This is a genomic window from Rhizobium leguminosarum bv. viciae (assembly GCF_012276115.1).
In the GTDB taxonomy this organism is placed as follows: domain Bacteria; phylum Pseudomonadota; class Alphaproteobacteria; order Rhizobiales; family Rhizobiaceae; genus Rhizobium; species Rhizobium leguminosarum_T.
Window position 1 is genome coordinate 1 of the sequence record NZ_WIEU01000037.1, and the last position, 13,860, is coordinate 13,860.

Below are 13,860 nucleotides of genomic sequence, written 5' to 3' on the forward strand. Positions count from 1 at the left end.
CTGGTGCGCGCTAACCTCATGCACCGCAAAAGGATCGACCGCCTGCTAAAACCAAGCCACAGTCCCCCCGGAAATCTCGGCCAAATGAGCCTCCAATGGTGACAAAATTTAAACCGGACAGCAGTGGCACGAGGCCGAGGATGACGCCGAGTAAAAAACGAGGTTCGTCAAAAATGAGCCAGCGTGAGCTCCTACACATAGCCTGAAATCAAGCATATCAGGCACTCCGTATCGACAGGCGCCCTTTATCCGCGAGCGCATCGGCGCGTTCGTTACCGGCAATGCCGGAATGGCCTTTGCACCAGACAATGGTCATCAGCGCATTCTGGGATAGTTGAAGATCGACCGCCTTCCAGAGTTCCGCATTGGCGATCGTTCGCCTTCTGGCATTCCCATTCGGGCTGCTTTTCTTCCAGCCGTTGTTCTTCCAGATATGTCGCCAGCTGTTGCAGCCTTTGATGGCGTAGACGGAATCGGACCAGATGGTCGCGGGCTCGCCGCTTGCCTCGCTGTTGATCCAGATTGCCGCCCTGAGCACGGCGGTCAATTCCATCGAATTATTGGCGGAATCTTCGGCGCCACCGAAGCCGGACGCAATTTCCGCCGCATCACGATAAACGACAAAAGCCCATCCCCCGCGCCCGGAACCGGGTTCATAACAACCGTCCACGAAGACGTGGAAGCCGTGTTGGGTTTCCGGCAGCCCGACTGTCGTTGCGGGGGAGCTGAGTTCGTTGGCAATACCTGTCATTTTCGACGTCCGGATATGAGTACGTTCCCCAAGCGGCCAGGAGATTGGAGTGGAGCACGTGGCCTCGTTGATTACCATCGACAGCTTCTTCATAATCGAACACTGGGTCTCTGGCGGTCCGCTGGATAAAATCGCGAAAATACGCTAGGAATTTAGCCCAGCTTATTAAGAGAAATACCCTAAGAGAAATCCGCGGCGATCGAGGCCGCAATCGACCGATCGATTCTTTGCTCATTCCGGGACGACGCCGTGAAACGCCGAAACCTGTCTCTTGCCCTTCTCCTTGCCTTTGCGGCGCCTGCCGCCGCGCAAAGCAGCGCCGTCTGTGAGGACCTGCGCGGCCGTCTTGCCGACTTGCCGCGATCGATCGGCAATGGCAACGGCCCGGAAGCCCGCCGATATGCCAGCGCCATGGCCGAGCAGAATCTCGAGCTGCGCAAGGTCCGCAACGATCTGCGCAGCTTTGGCTGCACCTCAGGCAGCATGGTGGTGATCGGCGGCGAGAATGCCGATTATTGCACCGAGCTCTCGCAGGCCGAAGCCCGTATGATCGACAATATCCGCTATCTCCAGGACCGCCGCGCCGAGCTGGCCGGCCAGAACGGTGCCAATGACGGCGTGCGGCGCGAACTGATCGCCGCTCTCGAGCGCAATGGCTGCAACAGCGAAAACTTCTATGCCCCGCGCGATCGCAGCGCCGCCGAACCCGCCCCCAGCGTCGAGGAACAGGCAATGCGCACCGATACCTTCATTCCGCTCGGCGGCGGTGAAGAGGTCGATCCGCGTTACGGCCTGCCGCGGGCCGAGATGCTCTCGCCGGTCAGCACAATGTGCGTGCGCAGCTGCGACGGCGGCTTCTTCCCGATCAGCTCGAACACCACGTCCGTCGATTTCGGCCGCGACGCCCAGACCTGCGCCAAGATGTGCCCGGGCATCGAGACCGAACTGTTCTATCGTGACGTGACGAGCACCGAAGCCTCGAACATGATCTCGGTCGCAACGGGCACGCCCTACAGCGCGATGAAAAACGCCTTTGCCTACAAGAACCGCACGCCCGGGGAAAAGTCCTCCTGCGCCTGCAATCTCACCGCCTATTACGAGGAGATGCGCGGCAAGCGGGCGGTGAGCGAACCGCCGCAGCAGGGCTCGATCACCACCATCCACACCAACCCCCAGGCGAAGAATCCCGCAGCCGCCGCGCCGCAACCATCCGTTCCCGAGCGCTCCTATAATCCGACGCAAAACCGTGTCCGTCAGGTCGGCCCGCAGTTTCTCGCCGGCGACCAGGGCTCGATCGATCTGCGCAACCCCGCCGCCCCCGGCCCTCAGCCGCAACAGCAGCAGTGACTGAACACTTCGAACGGCGATGTCACATGAACGTGCGGCGGTATGTGAATGCAAGTCGCTTGAGCATGGTCAGTAGGTCGTACGACCGCCGCTCAGGTCGAACGTCGATGCAGTCGTGAAGGAGTTCTCTTCGGAGAGCAGCCAGACGACCATCGAAGCGATCTCATGAAGTTCGACAAAACGGTCGCGCGGAATGCGGACGCGCATATATTCGATAAACTCGGCTGTTAGCCCGTCCAATATAGGTGTCTTTGCTGTGGTCGGCGTTACCGCGTTCACGGCGATTCCCGTCTTTGCGAGTTCCTTGCCAAGAGACTTGGTGAAGCCCAGCACACCAGCTTTCGCTGCGCTGTAGGCGGCGATGTTCGGATTTCCTTCCTTGCCAGCAACCGAAGAGATGTTCACGATCCGCCCGTAGTCGCGCTTTAGCATGACCGGAACGACGTGCCGGCAGCAGTTGAAGGTTCCCGTCAGGCAGACATCGACGACGTCTTTCCACTCGCTGACATCATATTCGATCGTGGGTTTTACCGGACCGGTAATCCCGGCGGAATTGACGAGGCCGTCGATACGGCCAAAAATCTCCTCGGTCGTCGCCGCCGCGTTTTTCACTGATTGGGAATCTGCGACGTTGACGCCGAAAGCGACCGTGCCGGATCCGAGAGCGGAAGCGCTGTCCTTCGCCATGTTTTCGTTCAGGTCCCAGATTGCCGCCTTGCCACCAGACTGGATGACGCGCTCTGCGATCGCGTAGCCGATGCCGCGCGCACCGCCTGTGATCACGATGATGCGTTCCTTCAAGTCGATCATGTTCATTGGGCCGTTATCCTCCGATTGAGCCGCCGATAGCCGAATATCTCTTGGAAATGCCGGGATCCGCCTTCAGCGTATCGATATGAAGGTCAGGAATTTATTCCGAGCCAGAAATTATGCCGAGTCCATTCCCCAAAGCCCGCGACTTCCGATAAACTCGGTTCACTTGTTCGGCATAATTTAGGCCGCAGGAGAGAGTGCAGATTTTCTTTAGTCGTGCCACGTATTTTGGTGATCAGCGCGGCTGCGCGCTGCCCTCATACATGAATGTCATCGGCTTCGGGCCACGCATGTATCCCGTCTCCAGCCGATCCAGACGGAAGCCGCTTTCCTCGATCATCGTGGAGATCCGACGGTTGAGGTTGCAGCCGCCGGCGATGCATCGCCAGGCGGGGTTCAGCCGGTGCTGCCAGTTTCGTACACTCTCGTCGGGCGCCAGGCCATGTTCCACAAAGAGCAATTGGCCGTCCGGACGAAGCACGCGGCGCATCTCCGCGAGAGCGACGTCCGCATGCGGTATGGTGCATAACGTCCACGTCGTCACCACTGTATCGACGCACTGATCATCGAGTGGTATCTCCTCTGCCGACGCTTCGAGAAACCGGACCGAAAACCCGTCTGCGTGTTTTGCCTTGTGCGCCATGCCGGCAAGCGCATGAGAGGGCTCGAGCGCCAGGACTTCATTCACGTCGGATCCATAAAAAGGCAGGTTCAGTCCCGATCCGATACCGATCTCCAGGACCCGGCCCCGCGCGCCGCCGATCACCCTCTGTCGATAGGGGACGAGCTGTTTGTTGCGCATGGACAGATGGCAAAGCCTGGGTAGGATGACGTCATTATAGAAGCCCATCGGAACCTCCTTCGGTTACGCCGAATTCTGACTGCTGACTTCGACCGCGTGCAGGCATTGATCCGCGAGACTCGCGACTATGGGTTCCGACCAGAGCCATGTCAAATGGACAGCCGCCGTCTAAACGACGGAAGCCTCCGGTGCCACATAGGGAGCGGATCGGCTCTTCGCGATCCGAAGCCGAGCCAAGACGCTATCGATCTCTGCTTCTGTCGTGGTCCGACCAAGACTGAAGCGGACGGCTCCCATCCCGACCCTCTCGGCCACTCCCATGGCGGCCAGCACCGGAGAAAGTTCGACGCTGCCCGCGTGGCATGCCGAGCCGGTCGAGGCCGCGACTCCGTTGAGGTCGGCAAGCACCTCGGCTCCGACTACACCAACGAATGAGACGTTCAGCGTATTGGGAAGCCGATGTTGTGGATGGCCGTTCAGCACGATACCGTCGTCGTCTCCCTCCTGCAGTGCATTCCAAAGGCGGTCGCGCAGCGCCCGAATGCTGACCATCGGTTCGAGGTCCACAGCGAGCGCACAGGCCGCTCCGAGGCCGACTGCGAGTAACGCGCTTTCGGTGCCGGCGCGCCTGCCATGCTCATGTCCCGCGCCGTGGATCAGTGGCTCGAGCTCAAGGCCGCGGCGGACGTAGAGCGCGCCGACGCCCTTGGGTGCATAGAGCTTGTGACCGGCGATTGTCAGGAGGTCGACGCCGAGCGTTTCAACCTTTGTCGGAATCTTGCCGACGGACTGCGCCGCGTCCGTGTGGAAACGGATACCGCTCGCGCGCGCAATGGCGCCGATCTCCTCGATCGGCTGGATGGTGCCGACCTCGTTGTTGGCGTGCATGACGGTGATAAGGATGGTGCGCGGCGTGATCGCGCGACGCACATCCTCAGGATCGACCCGCCCCGTGTTGTCGACCGGCAGATAGGTCACGGTCGCACCAAGCTGTTCAAGGAACCGGCAGGGGCCAAGCACGGCCGGGTGCTCCGCCTGAACGGTGATGATGTGCTCGCCCTTATCCCGGAGGGCAAAGAACGTGCCTTTGATCGCTAGGTTGTTGGCTTCACTGCCACCGCTTGTGAACACGATCTCGTCGGGTTCACAGCCAAGCAGCCCAGCGACCTGGTTCCGGGCATTCTCAAGTGCAGCCTTCGCCGGGGATGCTCGCCCAGTGGCCGCTGGAAGGATTCCCGAAAGCCTCATCGAGGAAGGGCCGCATGGCAGCCGCCACGACCGGATCGATCGGCGTGCTCGCATTGTAGTCGAGATAGATCGATGTCATGGGCTTTTCTCCAGTGGGATTGGCGCGCCCGAATCCTTGACCGTCTCCCGCATGGCAATGGCAACGAGCGCGCCGGAGAGGAACGTCAATGCAGCAATGGATGTAATCGCCCATGAGAGCCCGAAACTGTCGGCGATGAGTCCGGCGGAGAGCGCGCCGATCGCATAGCCAAGGTCTCGCCAGAACCGGTAGACGCTGAGCGAGCGGGCGCGCCAGGTTGGATGCGAGGCGTCGGAGACGGCCGCGATCAGACTCGGATATACCATGGCCGTCCCGAGGCCGAGCAGCAGGCTGCCGACGATCCACCATTCGAACCGGGCCGTCGCCGCCGTGACGAACAGACCGGCGGCCTGGACCCACATGCCCGTGACGATCAGGCCCTTGCGTCCCCATCTATCACTCAAGGGACCGGTGGCGATCTGCAGGATACCCCAGGTCGCCGGATAGATTGCCTTGAGAATGCCGATGCGCTCGACGCCGAGACCGAATGAAACGAAGAATAGCGGGAAGATGCCCCAGCTCATGCCGTCGTTGAGATTGTTCACGAGTCCAGCCTGCGAGGCGGCGAACAGATTGCGGTCCCGGAACGAGGTGAGCACGAATACCTCGCGGAAGCTGATAGGCGCGGATTGCTTCGCATGGCCGGAGATCTCCAGCCGGACGTGGTCGCGTGTGTCGCGGACGAGCAGGATCGACAGCGCGGCGCCAAGAACCGCGTAACCGACGCCGAGATAGATAGGCACAGGCCGCAGTCCGTATTGCGCGGCAAGATAGCCGGTCAGGAACGCCGTGACACCGACGGCGAGATAGCCCGCGAACTCGTTGAGGCCGACGGCCAGGCCGCGCGACTTCGGTCCGACGAGATCGATCTTCATGATCACGGTCATCGACCAGGCAAGCCCTTGGTTGATGCCGAGAAGGGCATTGGCCGCGATTACCCATTCCCAGCTCGGCGCCCAGATGATCATGAACGGCACCGGCAGACCGGCAAGCCAGCCAAGCACAAGAACGCGCTTGCGTCCCCACGTGTCAGCGAGTTGGCCCGAGATCAGATTGGCGAAGGCCTTGACCACGCCGAAGCTAACGATGAAGGAGACGATGAGCGTCGTCGAGGAAAGATGGAATTCCTCCGAACCGATCAGCGGCACGACCGTGCGTTCTATCCCGACCATGCCGCCGACGAACGCGTTGATTACGACAAGCAGTGCAAACTGTGGCCAGTTCTCCTTCAATCCGAGCCTGATCGAAGCGCCGGTCGATTTTGCCGATACGGAGTCACTCATGGATCAGGCCGTCGCTATGGCAAGGCCGGAGTTGGACGCCCGGATCGCCGCTGCCTCCGGCGGCGCAGGAGGGATCTCGGCGAGCATAAAGCGGATGAACGTGGTCTCATCCTCGATTCCGAAGGCCTCGTTGTGGCGCTTCTCAAAGCCGATGGTGGACCAGGGCTTACCGCTCAGACGTCGGCCGCAGACCGAGCCGGCATAGGCGCCGGGCAGCACGTCGACATAGTCGGGCAAAGCTTTGAGTCGGCCGACGCTGCCAAATAGATCCTTCGCCCCCTGTTCGGCGCTGACCGCAAGCTCCGTTCGACCGAGGTCGCCGACCATCAGCGTATGGCCCGTCAGGACGAACCATGGTTCGTCCGCGCGAGTGCGGTCACTTACCAGTAGGCAGATATGCTCGGGCGTGTGGCCGGGCGTGTGCAGCACCTTCGCCACGACGTTGCCAAGCGGCAGAACTTCCTCGTCGCGCGCTCCTCTGAAGGGGAACGAAACCTCGGCATGCGCGGCAAGCACATATTCGGCCCCTGATGCTTCGGCGAGCTGCCGACCCGCCGAGACATGGTCGGCATGAAGGTGTGTGTCGATGACGAAGTGGATGCGCATGCCGGCCTCTTCGGCCGCACGCAGATAAGGCTCGATCTCGCCGACCGGATCGACGACGGCTCCCGCCGCCTTACCGCCGCAGCCGAAGAGGTAGGAGATGCCGACGGGATCCTTGTGAAGGAACTGGCGGAGGATCATGGGCTTGCACTCCCTATCTCGGTGAGTTAACATTCAATCATTCTGCTGAATGTTCCACTGAAGAGGATGCATGTCAACTACGGGACCGAAACAAGCGATCTATGCCAGCCTCGCCGAAGTGGCCCAAGCGCTGGGGCACGCACACCGGCTCGAACTGTTGGAACACGTCGCACAAGGGGAGCGCAGCGTCGACGAACTCTCCGCTCGCGCCGGCCTGACCTTCGCCAACACCTCCCGTCATTTGCAGATCCTCCGCCGTGCACGTCTCGTCGAGACCGAACGCAGCGGCAAACGAGTTCTCTATCGTCTTGCCGGCGATGCAGAGGTGGTGACGCTGATGCTGGCGCTCGGCCGTGTCGGCGAGCGCAACATGGCCGAAGTCAACCGCGTCATGACCGACTACTTCCGCGCCCGCGACGCGCTCGAGGCGGTGTCCCGAGATGATCTGCTCTTAAGACTGCAGGATGGCCTGGTCACGGTTCTCGATGTTCGACCGGAGGACGAGTTCGCGCTCGGGCATCTTCCGGGAGCGGTCAATATCCCGCTCGCCGAGCTCGAACGCCGCTTGGGCGAGCTTCCTGTCGGCAAGGAGGTCGTCGCATACTGCCGCGGTCCTTATTGCGTCCTTTCCTTCGAGGCCGTCGCCGCCCTGCGCAAGCGGGGCTATCATGTTCACCGCCTCGAAGACGGCTATCCCGAATGGAAAGCCGCCGGCCTGCCGGTCGAAGCCGCCGCCTGATTTTGAGACAGGATAAACCAAGGCCCATGGATGAGAGAATTGATGATGATCGTCCGACAGTTTCGGCGTGGCCGATCCTGACTGCAAAGGATCACGAGGCTCCCTCGGTGTTCCGTCCCGAAGCGCTTCTGCGCGAGGCCCGTCGCCAGAAAGGTCTTCCGACAGCGCCGGTTCCCGACGTGTGCGTGCTCGATCCGGACGGCGATCTTGTTCGCCATCTAAAGCGAATTGGCGCTGTCCGGACCCATGATGGTTGGGCCTGCTACCACACCGAGCTCCTGACCTTCTCACTCGAAGCTGCCGGAGAGGTCGGCATCGTCGGCTGCGCCGTCGGCGCTTCCTTTGCGGTGCTCCTCGCCGAACAGCTTTTTGCGTCCGGCTGTCGACTGCTCGTCAGCGTGACCTCTGCAGGCCAGATTACTGATAGTGGACCTACGCCATACTTCGTCCTGATCGACCGCGCCCTCCGCGACGAGGGAACGAGCTACCATTATCTTCCACCGGCGCTGTTCGCCAATGCACCCGATGCAGCACTTCTCGACCGCATCGGTGAGGCTATGTCAGACCTTTCCGGCGTTGTCCTTCATCGCGGTGCGACGTGGACGACGGACGCCCCCTACCGGGAGACCGAGGTTGCGATTGCGTCAGCGCATAGGCACGGGGCGCTTGCAGTGGAGATGGAGGCGGCCGCCTTGTATGCCTTCGCCGTTGCGAGAAATAGGCCCGTCGTGTGCTTAGCCCACGTGACGAATACGATGGCCCAGAGCGAGGGCGATTTCGAAAAGGGTGAAGCGGACGGGGCAACCGCAACGCTCGCCGTGATCGCCACAACGGTACGGGCATGGTCGCACACCTCCGGGTGACGAGCTGCCAGAGCAAGGATCTTCGGGTTCGACCTCATACCGCCCAACATGGGTGCCGCTCAGGCTGGCCCAGACGCTGATCTGCGCCTTGGAGGATCGCTGATTGACATAACAATCAGTTTACACTAATCATAAGCCATGACTGTTGATAGTGCCCAGCTAGCCGCTCTCGGCGACGCGACCCGACGTACGATCTTCGAGCTGATCGCGTCGCGCCCGCGCTCCGTGGCCGAGATCACGCGCGAGCTGACCGTCTCCCAGTCGGCAGTCTCCCAGCATCTCAAGGTGCTCCGTGAATCGCATCTGGTTCGCGCCGAACCGAAAGGTGCCAGCAACGTCTACCATATCGACCCGGCGGGGCTCGCCCAGATGCGCGCCTGGCTCGACCGATTCTGGAGTTCAACTTTGGCGGCCTACAAGGTCGCCGTCGAGCAATCACCAGAGGATCAGACATGAACACGCAGATACCAGTGGCCTCCGTCAAGCAGTCCATCGTCGTCGATGCGCCCATCGATCGTGCATTCAGGGTGTTCACCGAAGGATTCGGCAGCTTCAAGCCGCCGTCTCACAATCTGCTCGCCGTCCCCATCGCCGAAACCATATTCGAAACCCGCGTCGGCGGTTACATCTATGATCGAGGCACTGACGGCAGCGAGTGTCGCTGGGCGCGCGTACTGGCCTACGAGCCGCCCGACAGGCTGCTCATGAGCTGGGACATCAGCCCGCGATGGCAAATCGAAACCGACCTGGAAAAGACGAGCGAGTGGGAGGTCCGATTTACGGCCGAAACTGACAATCGCACTCGCGTTGATCTCGAGCATCGGCATCTGGAGCGTCATGGCCAGGGCTGGGAAGGCGTGCGCGATGGCGTCGAAGGAGATCGCGGCTGGCCGCTCTACCTGCGGCGGTTCGCCGACCTGTTTCCACGTGCGGCCTGAGGGCCGCACCGGGTTCTCTTGATACATGACAGGAACGGAAACGGCATGGACGTTTACGCCGGCAGTATCATAGGGGTGCTCGCGCTCTGCCTTCTATCTGTCCTTCTGGCGATCTATTCGGGATCGTCCAAAGGTCGAGCGAAGGCACTTTCCGGCCCAGTTCTCCCGGACGATGACGACAACGTGCTCTACCGGATCAATCGAGCGCACATGAACTCTGTCGAGGCGCTGGCACCTTTCGTGGTTCCCGCGGTGCTGGCTATGATGGTGGGTGTCGGGCCGACCACACTGGCAGTCCTGGTATGGGCCCATGTCGCGATACGCCTGCTTCACTTGATGATCTACCGTCGCGGCGGCGAAGCGGCCAAGGGTGGCAGTGTCAGGACCATGCGAGGCGATCGTTTGGTCGGCGTATCCCCTGCGGCGCAGCTCCGCCTTGTACAGAGCTTCAAGGTCGCTGCGACGATCGCTGACCGTAGGAGGGTGGAAAAGAGCTCCAGCCCGCAAGAGTTCTGCGCGCAGACGCTCAAGGGCGGCGCGGTCGCCATTGCGAAGCGTTCCAGCAGCGGCCAATACGGCGATAAAACGATCGATCTCGTAATAAGTGAGTTGCTTTGAATCGCTCTTGTCGCGCTCGTTCTTCCACTCGATAAAAGCGCCAACCACTCGAACTGCTGAGCGAACGCTCTTGGGCTTGTAGCCCTGATCAACCATCGATTTGGTCAAGGAATTGACGCAGGCTCGATAATGCCAGTCTTCGATCGGCCGCCAAAGTGCCGAGTATTCCAAAGGTAGGCATGATGTCTCCGCTAGTTTGAATGAGCGGAGACTGGATATTATGCCGCGTCTTTGATCTGGATTTACCGGAAATCTCGGACTTTAGGGAATGGGCTCGGCATATTCTCCGGTTCGGGATAAGTGCCGTTATGCCGCGTTCGGCATAAGGGAATAAAGATATCTCGGCCTCGCACGGCGCCCACGATACCGGCATCGGTTTGCTCACCTTGACTGTCAATGGCGTGACTGTGCAATCGAGGCCATGCTCCACCGCACTGCCCTAGATATTCAGTCCCCATCCATCGTGGAAGACGAGTTCATCGAGCGGCAGCCGCTGCCGCCAGCCTTTGACGGAGAGTTCCGGCTCGTCATAGAGTCGATCGACGAAACCGGCACAGAGCCAGGCAACCACCTCGATATGCTCGGGTATGCCGAGAATGGTTTTCAGGTCGCCTTCGCGAAAAATGCTGACCCAGCCGATGCCCACCCCTTCCGCCCGCGCCGCAAGCCAGAGATTCTGGATGGCGCAGACGGTCGAGTATGAATCCATTCTCGGATTGTGGGTGCGACCTAGCACCACGCTGCCGCTGCGCGTGGGATCGCAGGTCACGCATATGCCGAGCGGCGCCTCCACGATGCCTTCGAGCTTGAGAGCGCGGTAGGCCTGCTGCCGCTCGCCGGCAAACATCAGCGCCGCCTCGTCGTTGGCACTGGCGAAGGCATCCCGGACGCGCGCCCGCACAGCGGCACTTTTCACCAGAATGAAATTCCACGGCTGCATGAAGCCGACGGAGGGTGCGTGGTGAGCGGCCGTCAGCAGCCGCTGCACAACATCGTCAGGCAAAGGATCGGGTCGAAACTGGCTGCGAACGTCGCGCCGCGTCATGATCGCGTGATAGACGGCCTCGCGTTCGGCCACGGAAAAACCGGACGACGCCGAAAGGGCATCCTCATCAAAGGGTCGCATCGTCAAATCCCCAACAACGCAACCGCCCCGCCGTCCGCGCGGATCGGTCTATCTTGCCAGGCCGGTCTTCTGACTGGGCGTCATCCGTCTGCCGCAGCCTTCCCGGCGAGAAGCCAGTGGCGTGATGAAGCGGCAAATGTCGGCCTTACAGCGTTGGGCACGTTCCGGCTTTGCACCGGATTCCCGATTCTCCCGCCTGGACGGCGGGCACCTGACGGCGCATCTATTTCAGCAAACCGGCGCGGCGGCAAGCCGCGAACCAGATGGTTGATTCTAGCCGCGCGCCAAGCGGTGCCATCTATCTCTTTTCTTCGGCCGGGGCGTAGGGAACACGGACGCGCGACATACCTCTTCTCCCCAGCGGGGCGAGGCAGATCTCCAGCGGGCGCAATAGCGAAACAACACGCGCGTGCTCCGGCATCCCATTCTACTTTATGATTTATTCACATATCAAATACACACTGCGTTTGCGCGTTTTGGGTTGCTATCAGGACATGGGCATGAGGGCTCGTGATGTAACTGTCAGCGCGGATGCCCGTGTTGAGACGCCGGTCGGGAACATGTCCGACTGAGCCGCAATTCTAGGCCGCCGCGGAATGTTCCAATTTTTGAAAACGATGCCTCTGACAGCCAAGCTGGCGGCGATTATCGTTGCCGTCAATCTCTGCGGCATTTCCGCTTTCGCCACCTATACCTGGATGTATGAAACCCGGGCATTGATCGATGGCGCCAAGGCCAACTGGTCCAAGGATGCGGAGCAGTTTGCCTCTCTGGCCGCGGGCGGCGTCAAGTGGGGCAAGGCGAATGCCGTCCGTGAAGCCTATTCGCTCTACCGCGACGACCCTTCGCTCGATCTCGTGCAGTTTGCCGCATTCAACGCGGAACCTGCCGCCGTCGACAACTGGACACGCGATGGCATCAACGGTTTGCCCGCACCGGCCGATCTGGCGAAGAGCCTCAGTGCCAAGCCGGAAAAAACGACGATCGACGACAGCGGAATATCCGCCGGTGTGGTCACGATCATCGCGCCGCTCCCGCTGGATAAATCAGGAAAGGCCACCGGCTATATCGTCACGAACTGGTCGATCGAAAAAATCGCCTCCGAAGTCAGGCAGAAGGTTCTCGTTTCGCTGCTCACGCAGTCCGTGATCACCGCTTTGGCCGTCATCGCCTTCCTTCTCGCCATGCGCAGCCTTGTTGGCCGGCCCATCAGGATCCTCAGCGAAAGAATCAGCGCGTTGCAGAAAGGCGATCTGGCCTCTCCCGTCACCTACAGGGAAAATGGCGACGAGATCGGTTTTCTGGCACGCGCATTGGAAGTTTTCCGTCATGAGGCGATAGCGAAGGTCGAAAGAGAGCAGGCCGCAGCCGAGCAGAGCGCTTCGCTCGATGCCGAACGGGCGCGCAACGCATTATTCACCGAAGAGGCCAGCAACACCCAGCGGCTCGTGATGACCGCTCTTGCAAATTCATTGGAAAAGCTTGCCGCCGGCGACTTCTCGATACACCTGGCCGATCTCGGCCCCGAATTCGATAAATTGCGGCAGGATTTCAACAACATGGTCGAAGCGGTCGCGGCCGCGCTGACAGAGATCAAGATGGCCTCGGTGGCGGTCGAAGGTGGGTCAAGCGAGCTGGCATCCTCCGCAGATCAACTCGCCAGACGGACCGAGCAACAGGCGGCAGCATTGGAACAGACCGCAGCGGCACTTGATGAGGTGACCACGACAGTCAGAACATCGTCGCAGCGCGCCGAAAATGCCGGCAAGCTGGTCGAGGAAACCAAGCGGAGCGCTCATGTCTCGGCAACGGTGGTGCGTGATGCGATCGGAGCGATGGACCGGATTCAGACCTCGTCGAGCCAGATCGGCCGCATCATCGGCGTCATTGATGAAATCGCGTTCCAGACCAACCTGCTGGCGCTGAATGCCGGCGTCGAGGCGGCGCGCGCCGGTGAGGCCGGCAAGGGTTTTGCGGTTGTCGCGCAGGAAGTGCGTGAACTCGCCCAGCGGTCGGCAAATGCGGCAAAGGAAATCAAGAACCTGATCAACGTATCCGGCCAGGAAGTTGCCGCGGGCGTCGGGCTGGTGAACGAAACCGGCGACGCCTTGCTGAAGATCGAGGAGCAGATCAACCGCATCAGCGACAGTATCGCTTCCATCGTTCAGTCCTATCGCGAACAGGCGACGGGTCTGCAGGAAATCAACGGCGCGATCAACCAGATGGATCAGGCGACGCAGCAGAACGCGGCAATGGTCGAGGAAACCAACGCGGCCTGCCAGGAACTGCTGCAGCAGGGACGCCTTCTGCAGGACTCGGCCGGCAGGTTCGTCGTCGGCGCGTCTGCGGCCAGCCAGCCCAGACCCGTTCAAGTCGCCCGCCAATCTCGTCCCGAACCGAGAGCCCTCGTCCAGCGGCATGCAGGAAATGCCGCCATTGCCGCTGCTCCCGGCGCCTGGGAGGAGTTCTGACATCATCCTCGTTTGATAGCCTTAGTCTTCAGCAACCT

15 protein-coding genes and 1 riboswitch are annotated in these 13,860 nt (G+C 60.9%); of the genes, 7 read left to right on the forward strand and 8 right to left on the reverse strand.

What is annotated here, in order from left to right:
• Positions 1-217: 217 nt before the first annotated feature.
• A complete protein-coding gene (locus GFM02_RS33550) occupies positions 218-751 on the reverse strand; it encodes a ribonuclease H family protein (protein ID WP_168270107.1) in 534 nt (177 codons plus the stop codon).
• A 249-nt stretch (positions 752-1,000) separates the two neighbouring features.
• On the opposite strand from GFM02_RS33550, the gene GFM02_RS33555 reads away from it, so the two are divergent.
• Complete coding sequence (locus GFM02_RS33555) at positions 1,001-2,098, forward strand: DUF2865 domain-containing protein (RefSeq protein WP_168269706.1); 1,098 nt, start codon at positions 1,001-1,003, stop codon at positions 2,096-2,098.
• 69 nt (positions 2,099-2,167) lie between these two features.
• Here the strand turns inward: GFM02_RS33555 and GFM02_RS33560 are convergent, their stop codons facing one another.
• The 6 genes from GFM02_RS33560 to GFM02_RS33580 form a co-directional block, all read right to left on the reverse strand.
• Positions 2,168-2,914, reverse strand: coding sequence for an SDR family NAD(P)-dependent oxidoreductase (locus GFM02_RS33560; protein WP_168269708.1), 747 nt, complete (start codon positions 2,912-2,914; stop codon positions 2,168-2,170).
• 232 nt (positions 2,915-3,146) lie between these two features.
• Positions 3,147-3,761 (reverse strand): class I SAM-dependent methyltransferase, encoded by a 615-nt coding sequence (locus tag GFM02_RS33565; RefSeq protein ID WP_168269710.1) that lies wholly within the window; start codon positions 3,759-3,761, stop codon positions 3,147-3,149.
• A 120-nt stretch (positions 3,762-3,881) separates the two neighbouring features.
• On the reverse strand, positions 3,882-4,961 hold the full coding sequence (locus GFM02_RS33570) for a cysteine desulfurase family protein (protein ID WP_246792604.1): 1,080 nt from the start codon (positions 4,959-4,961) through the stop codon (positions 3,882-3,884).
• The gene (locus GFM02_RS35370; RefSeq protein WP_246792606.1) at positions 4,897-5,040 is read right to left on the reverse strand and encodes a hypothetical protein; all 144 of its coding nucleotides are present in this window, start codon (positions 5,038-5,040) and stop codon (positions 4,897-4,899) included. Before GFM02_RS35370 ends, GFM02_RS33570 begins: the two co-directional genes overlap by 65 nt.
• Entirely contained in the window at positions 5,037-6,323 is a 1,287-nt protein-coding gene (locus GFM02_RS33575) for an MFS transporter (protein ID WP_168304402.1), read from the reverse strand. The genes GFM02_RS35370 and GFM02_RS33575 overlap by 4 nt, the downstream gene beginning before the upstream one ends.
• Before the next feature lie 3 nt (positions 6,324-6,326).
• Complete coding sequence (locus GFM02_RS33580) at positions 6,327-7,067, reverse strand: MBL fold metallo-hydrolase (protein WP_168304403.1); 741 nt, start codon at positions 7,065-7,067, stop codon at positions 6,327-6,329.
• 70 nt (positions 7,068-7,137) lie between these two features.
• On the opposite strand from GFM02_RS33580, the gene GFM02_RS33585 reads away from it, so the two are divergent.
• From GFM02_RS33585 to GFM02_RS33605, 5 genes are all read left to right on the forward strand, one after another.
• Positions 7,138-7,806, forward strand: coding sequence for an ArsR/SmtB family transcription factor (locus GFM02_RS33585; RefSeq protein WP_168324096.1), 669 nt, complete (start codon positions 7,138-7,140; stop codon positions 7,804-7,806).
• A gap of 26 nt (positions 7,807-7,832) precedes the next feature.
• A complete protein-coding gene (locus GFM02_RS33590; protein WP_168269719.1) occupies positions 7,833-8,669 on the forward strand; it encodes a nucleoside phosphorylase in 837 nt (278 codons plus the stop codon).
• A 138-nt stretch (positions 8,670-8,807) separates the two neighbouring features.
• Positions 8,808-9,125, forward strand: coding sequence for an ArsR/SmtB family transcription factor (locus GFM02_RS33595; protein WP_168324097.1), 318 nt, complete (start codon positions 8,808-8,810; stop codon positions 9,123-9,125).
• Complete coding sequence (locus tag GFM02_RS33600; protein ID WP_168269723.1) at positions 9,122-9,607, forward strand: SRPBCC family protein; 486 nt, start codon at positions 9,122-9,124, stop codon at positions 9,605-9,607. Before GFM02_RS33595 ends, GFM02_RS33600 begins: the two co-directional genes overlap by 4 nt.
• A gap of 45 nt (positions 9,608-9,652) precedes the next feature.
• Entirely contained in the window at positions 9,653-10,225 is a 573-nt protein-coding gene (locus tag GFM02_RS33605) for an MAPEG family protein (protein WP_168324098.1), read from the forward strand.
• A 439-nt stretch (positions 10,226-10,664) separates the two neighbouring features.
• Here GFM02_RS33605 and bluB read toward each other — a convergent pair whose 3' ends face one another.
• Positions 10,665-11,351, reverse strand: coding sequence for a 5,6-dimethylbenzimidazole synthase (gene bluB, locus GFM02_RS33610; RefSeq protein ID WP_168324099.1), 687 nt, complete (start codon positions 11,349-11,351; stop codon positions 10,665-10,667).
• 42 nt (positions 11,352-11,393) lie between these two features.
• Positions 11,394-11,581: riboswitch (cobalamin riboswitch) on the reverse strand.
• 366 nt (positions 11,582-11,947) lie between these two features.
• Between bluB and GFM02_RS33615 the strand changes: the two genes are divergently transcribed.
• The gene (locus GFM02_RS33615; RefSeq protein ID WP_168324100.1) at positions 11,948-13,822 is read left to right on the forward strand and encodes a methyl-accepting chemotaxis protein; all 1,875 of its coding nucleotides are present in this window, start codon (positions 11,948-11,950) and stop codon (positions 13,820-13,822) included.
• The last annotated feature ends 38 nt before the right edge of the window (positions 13,823-13,860 follow it).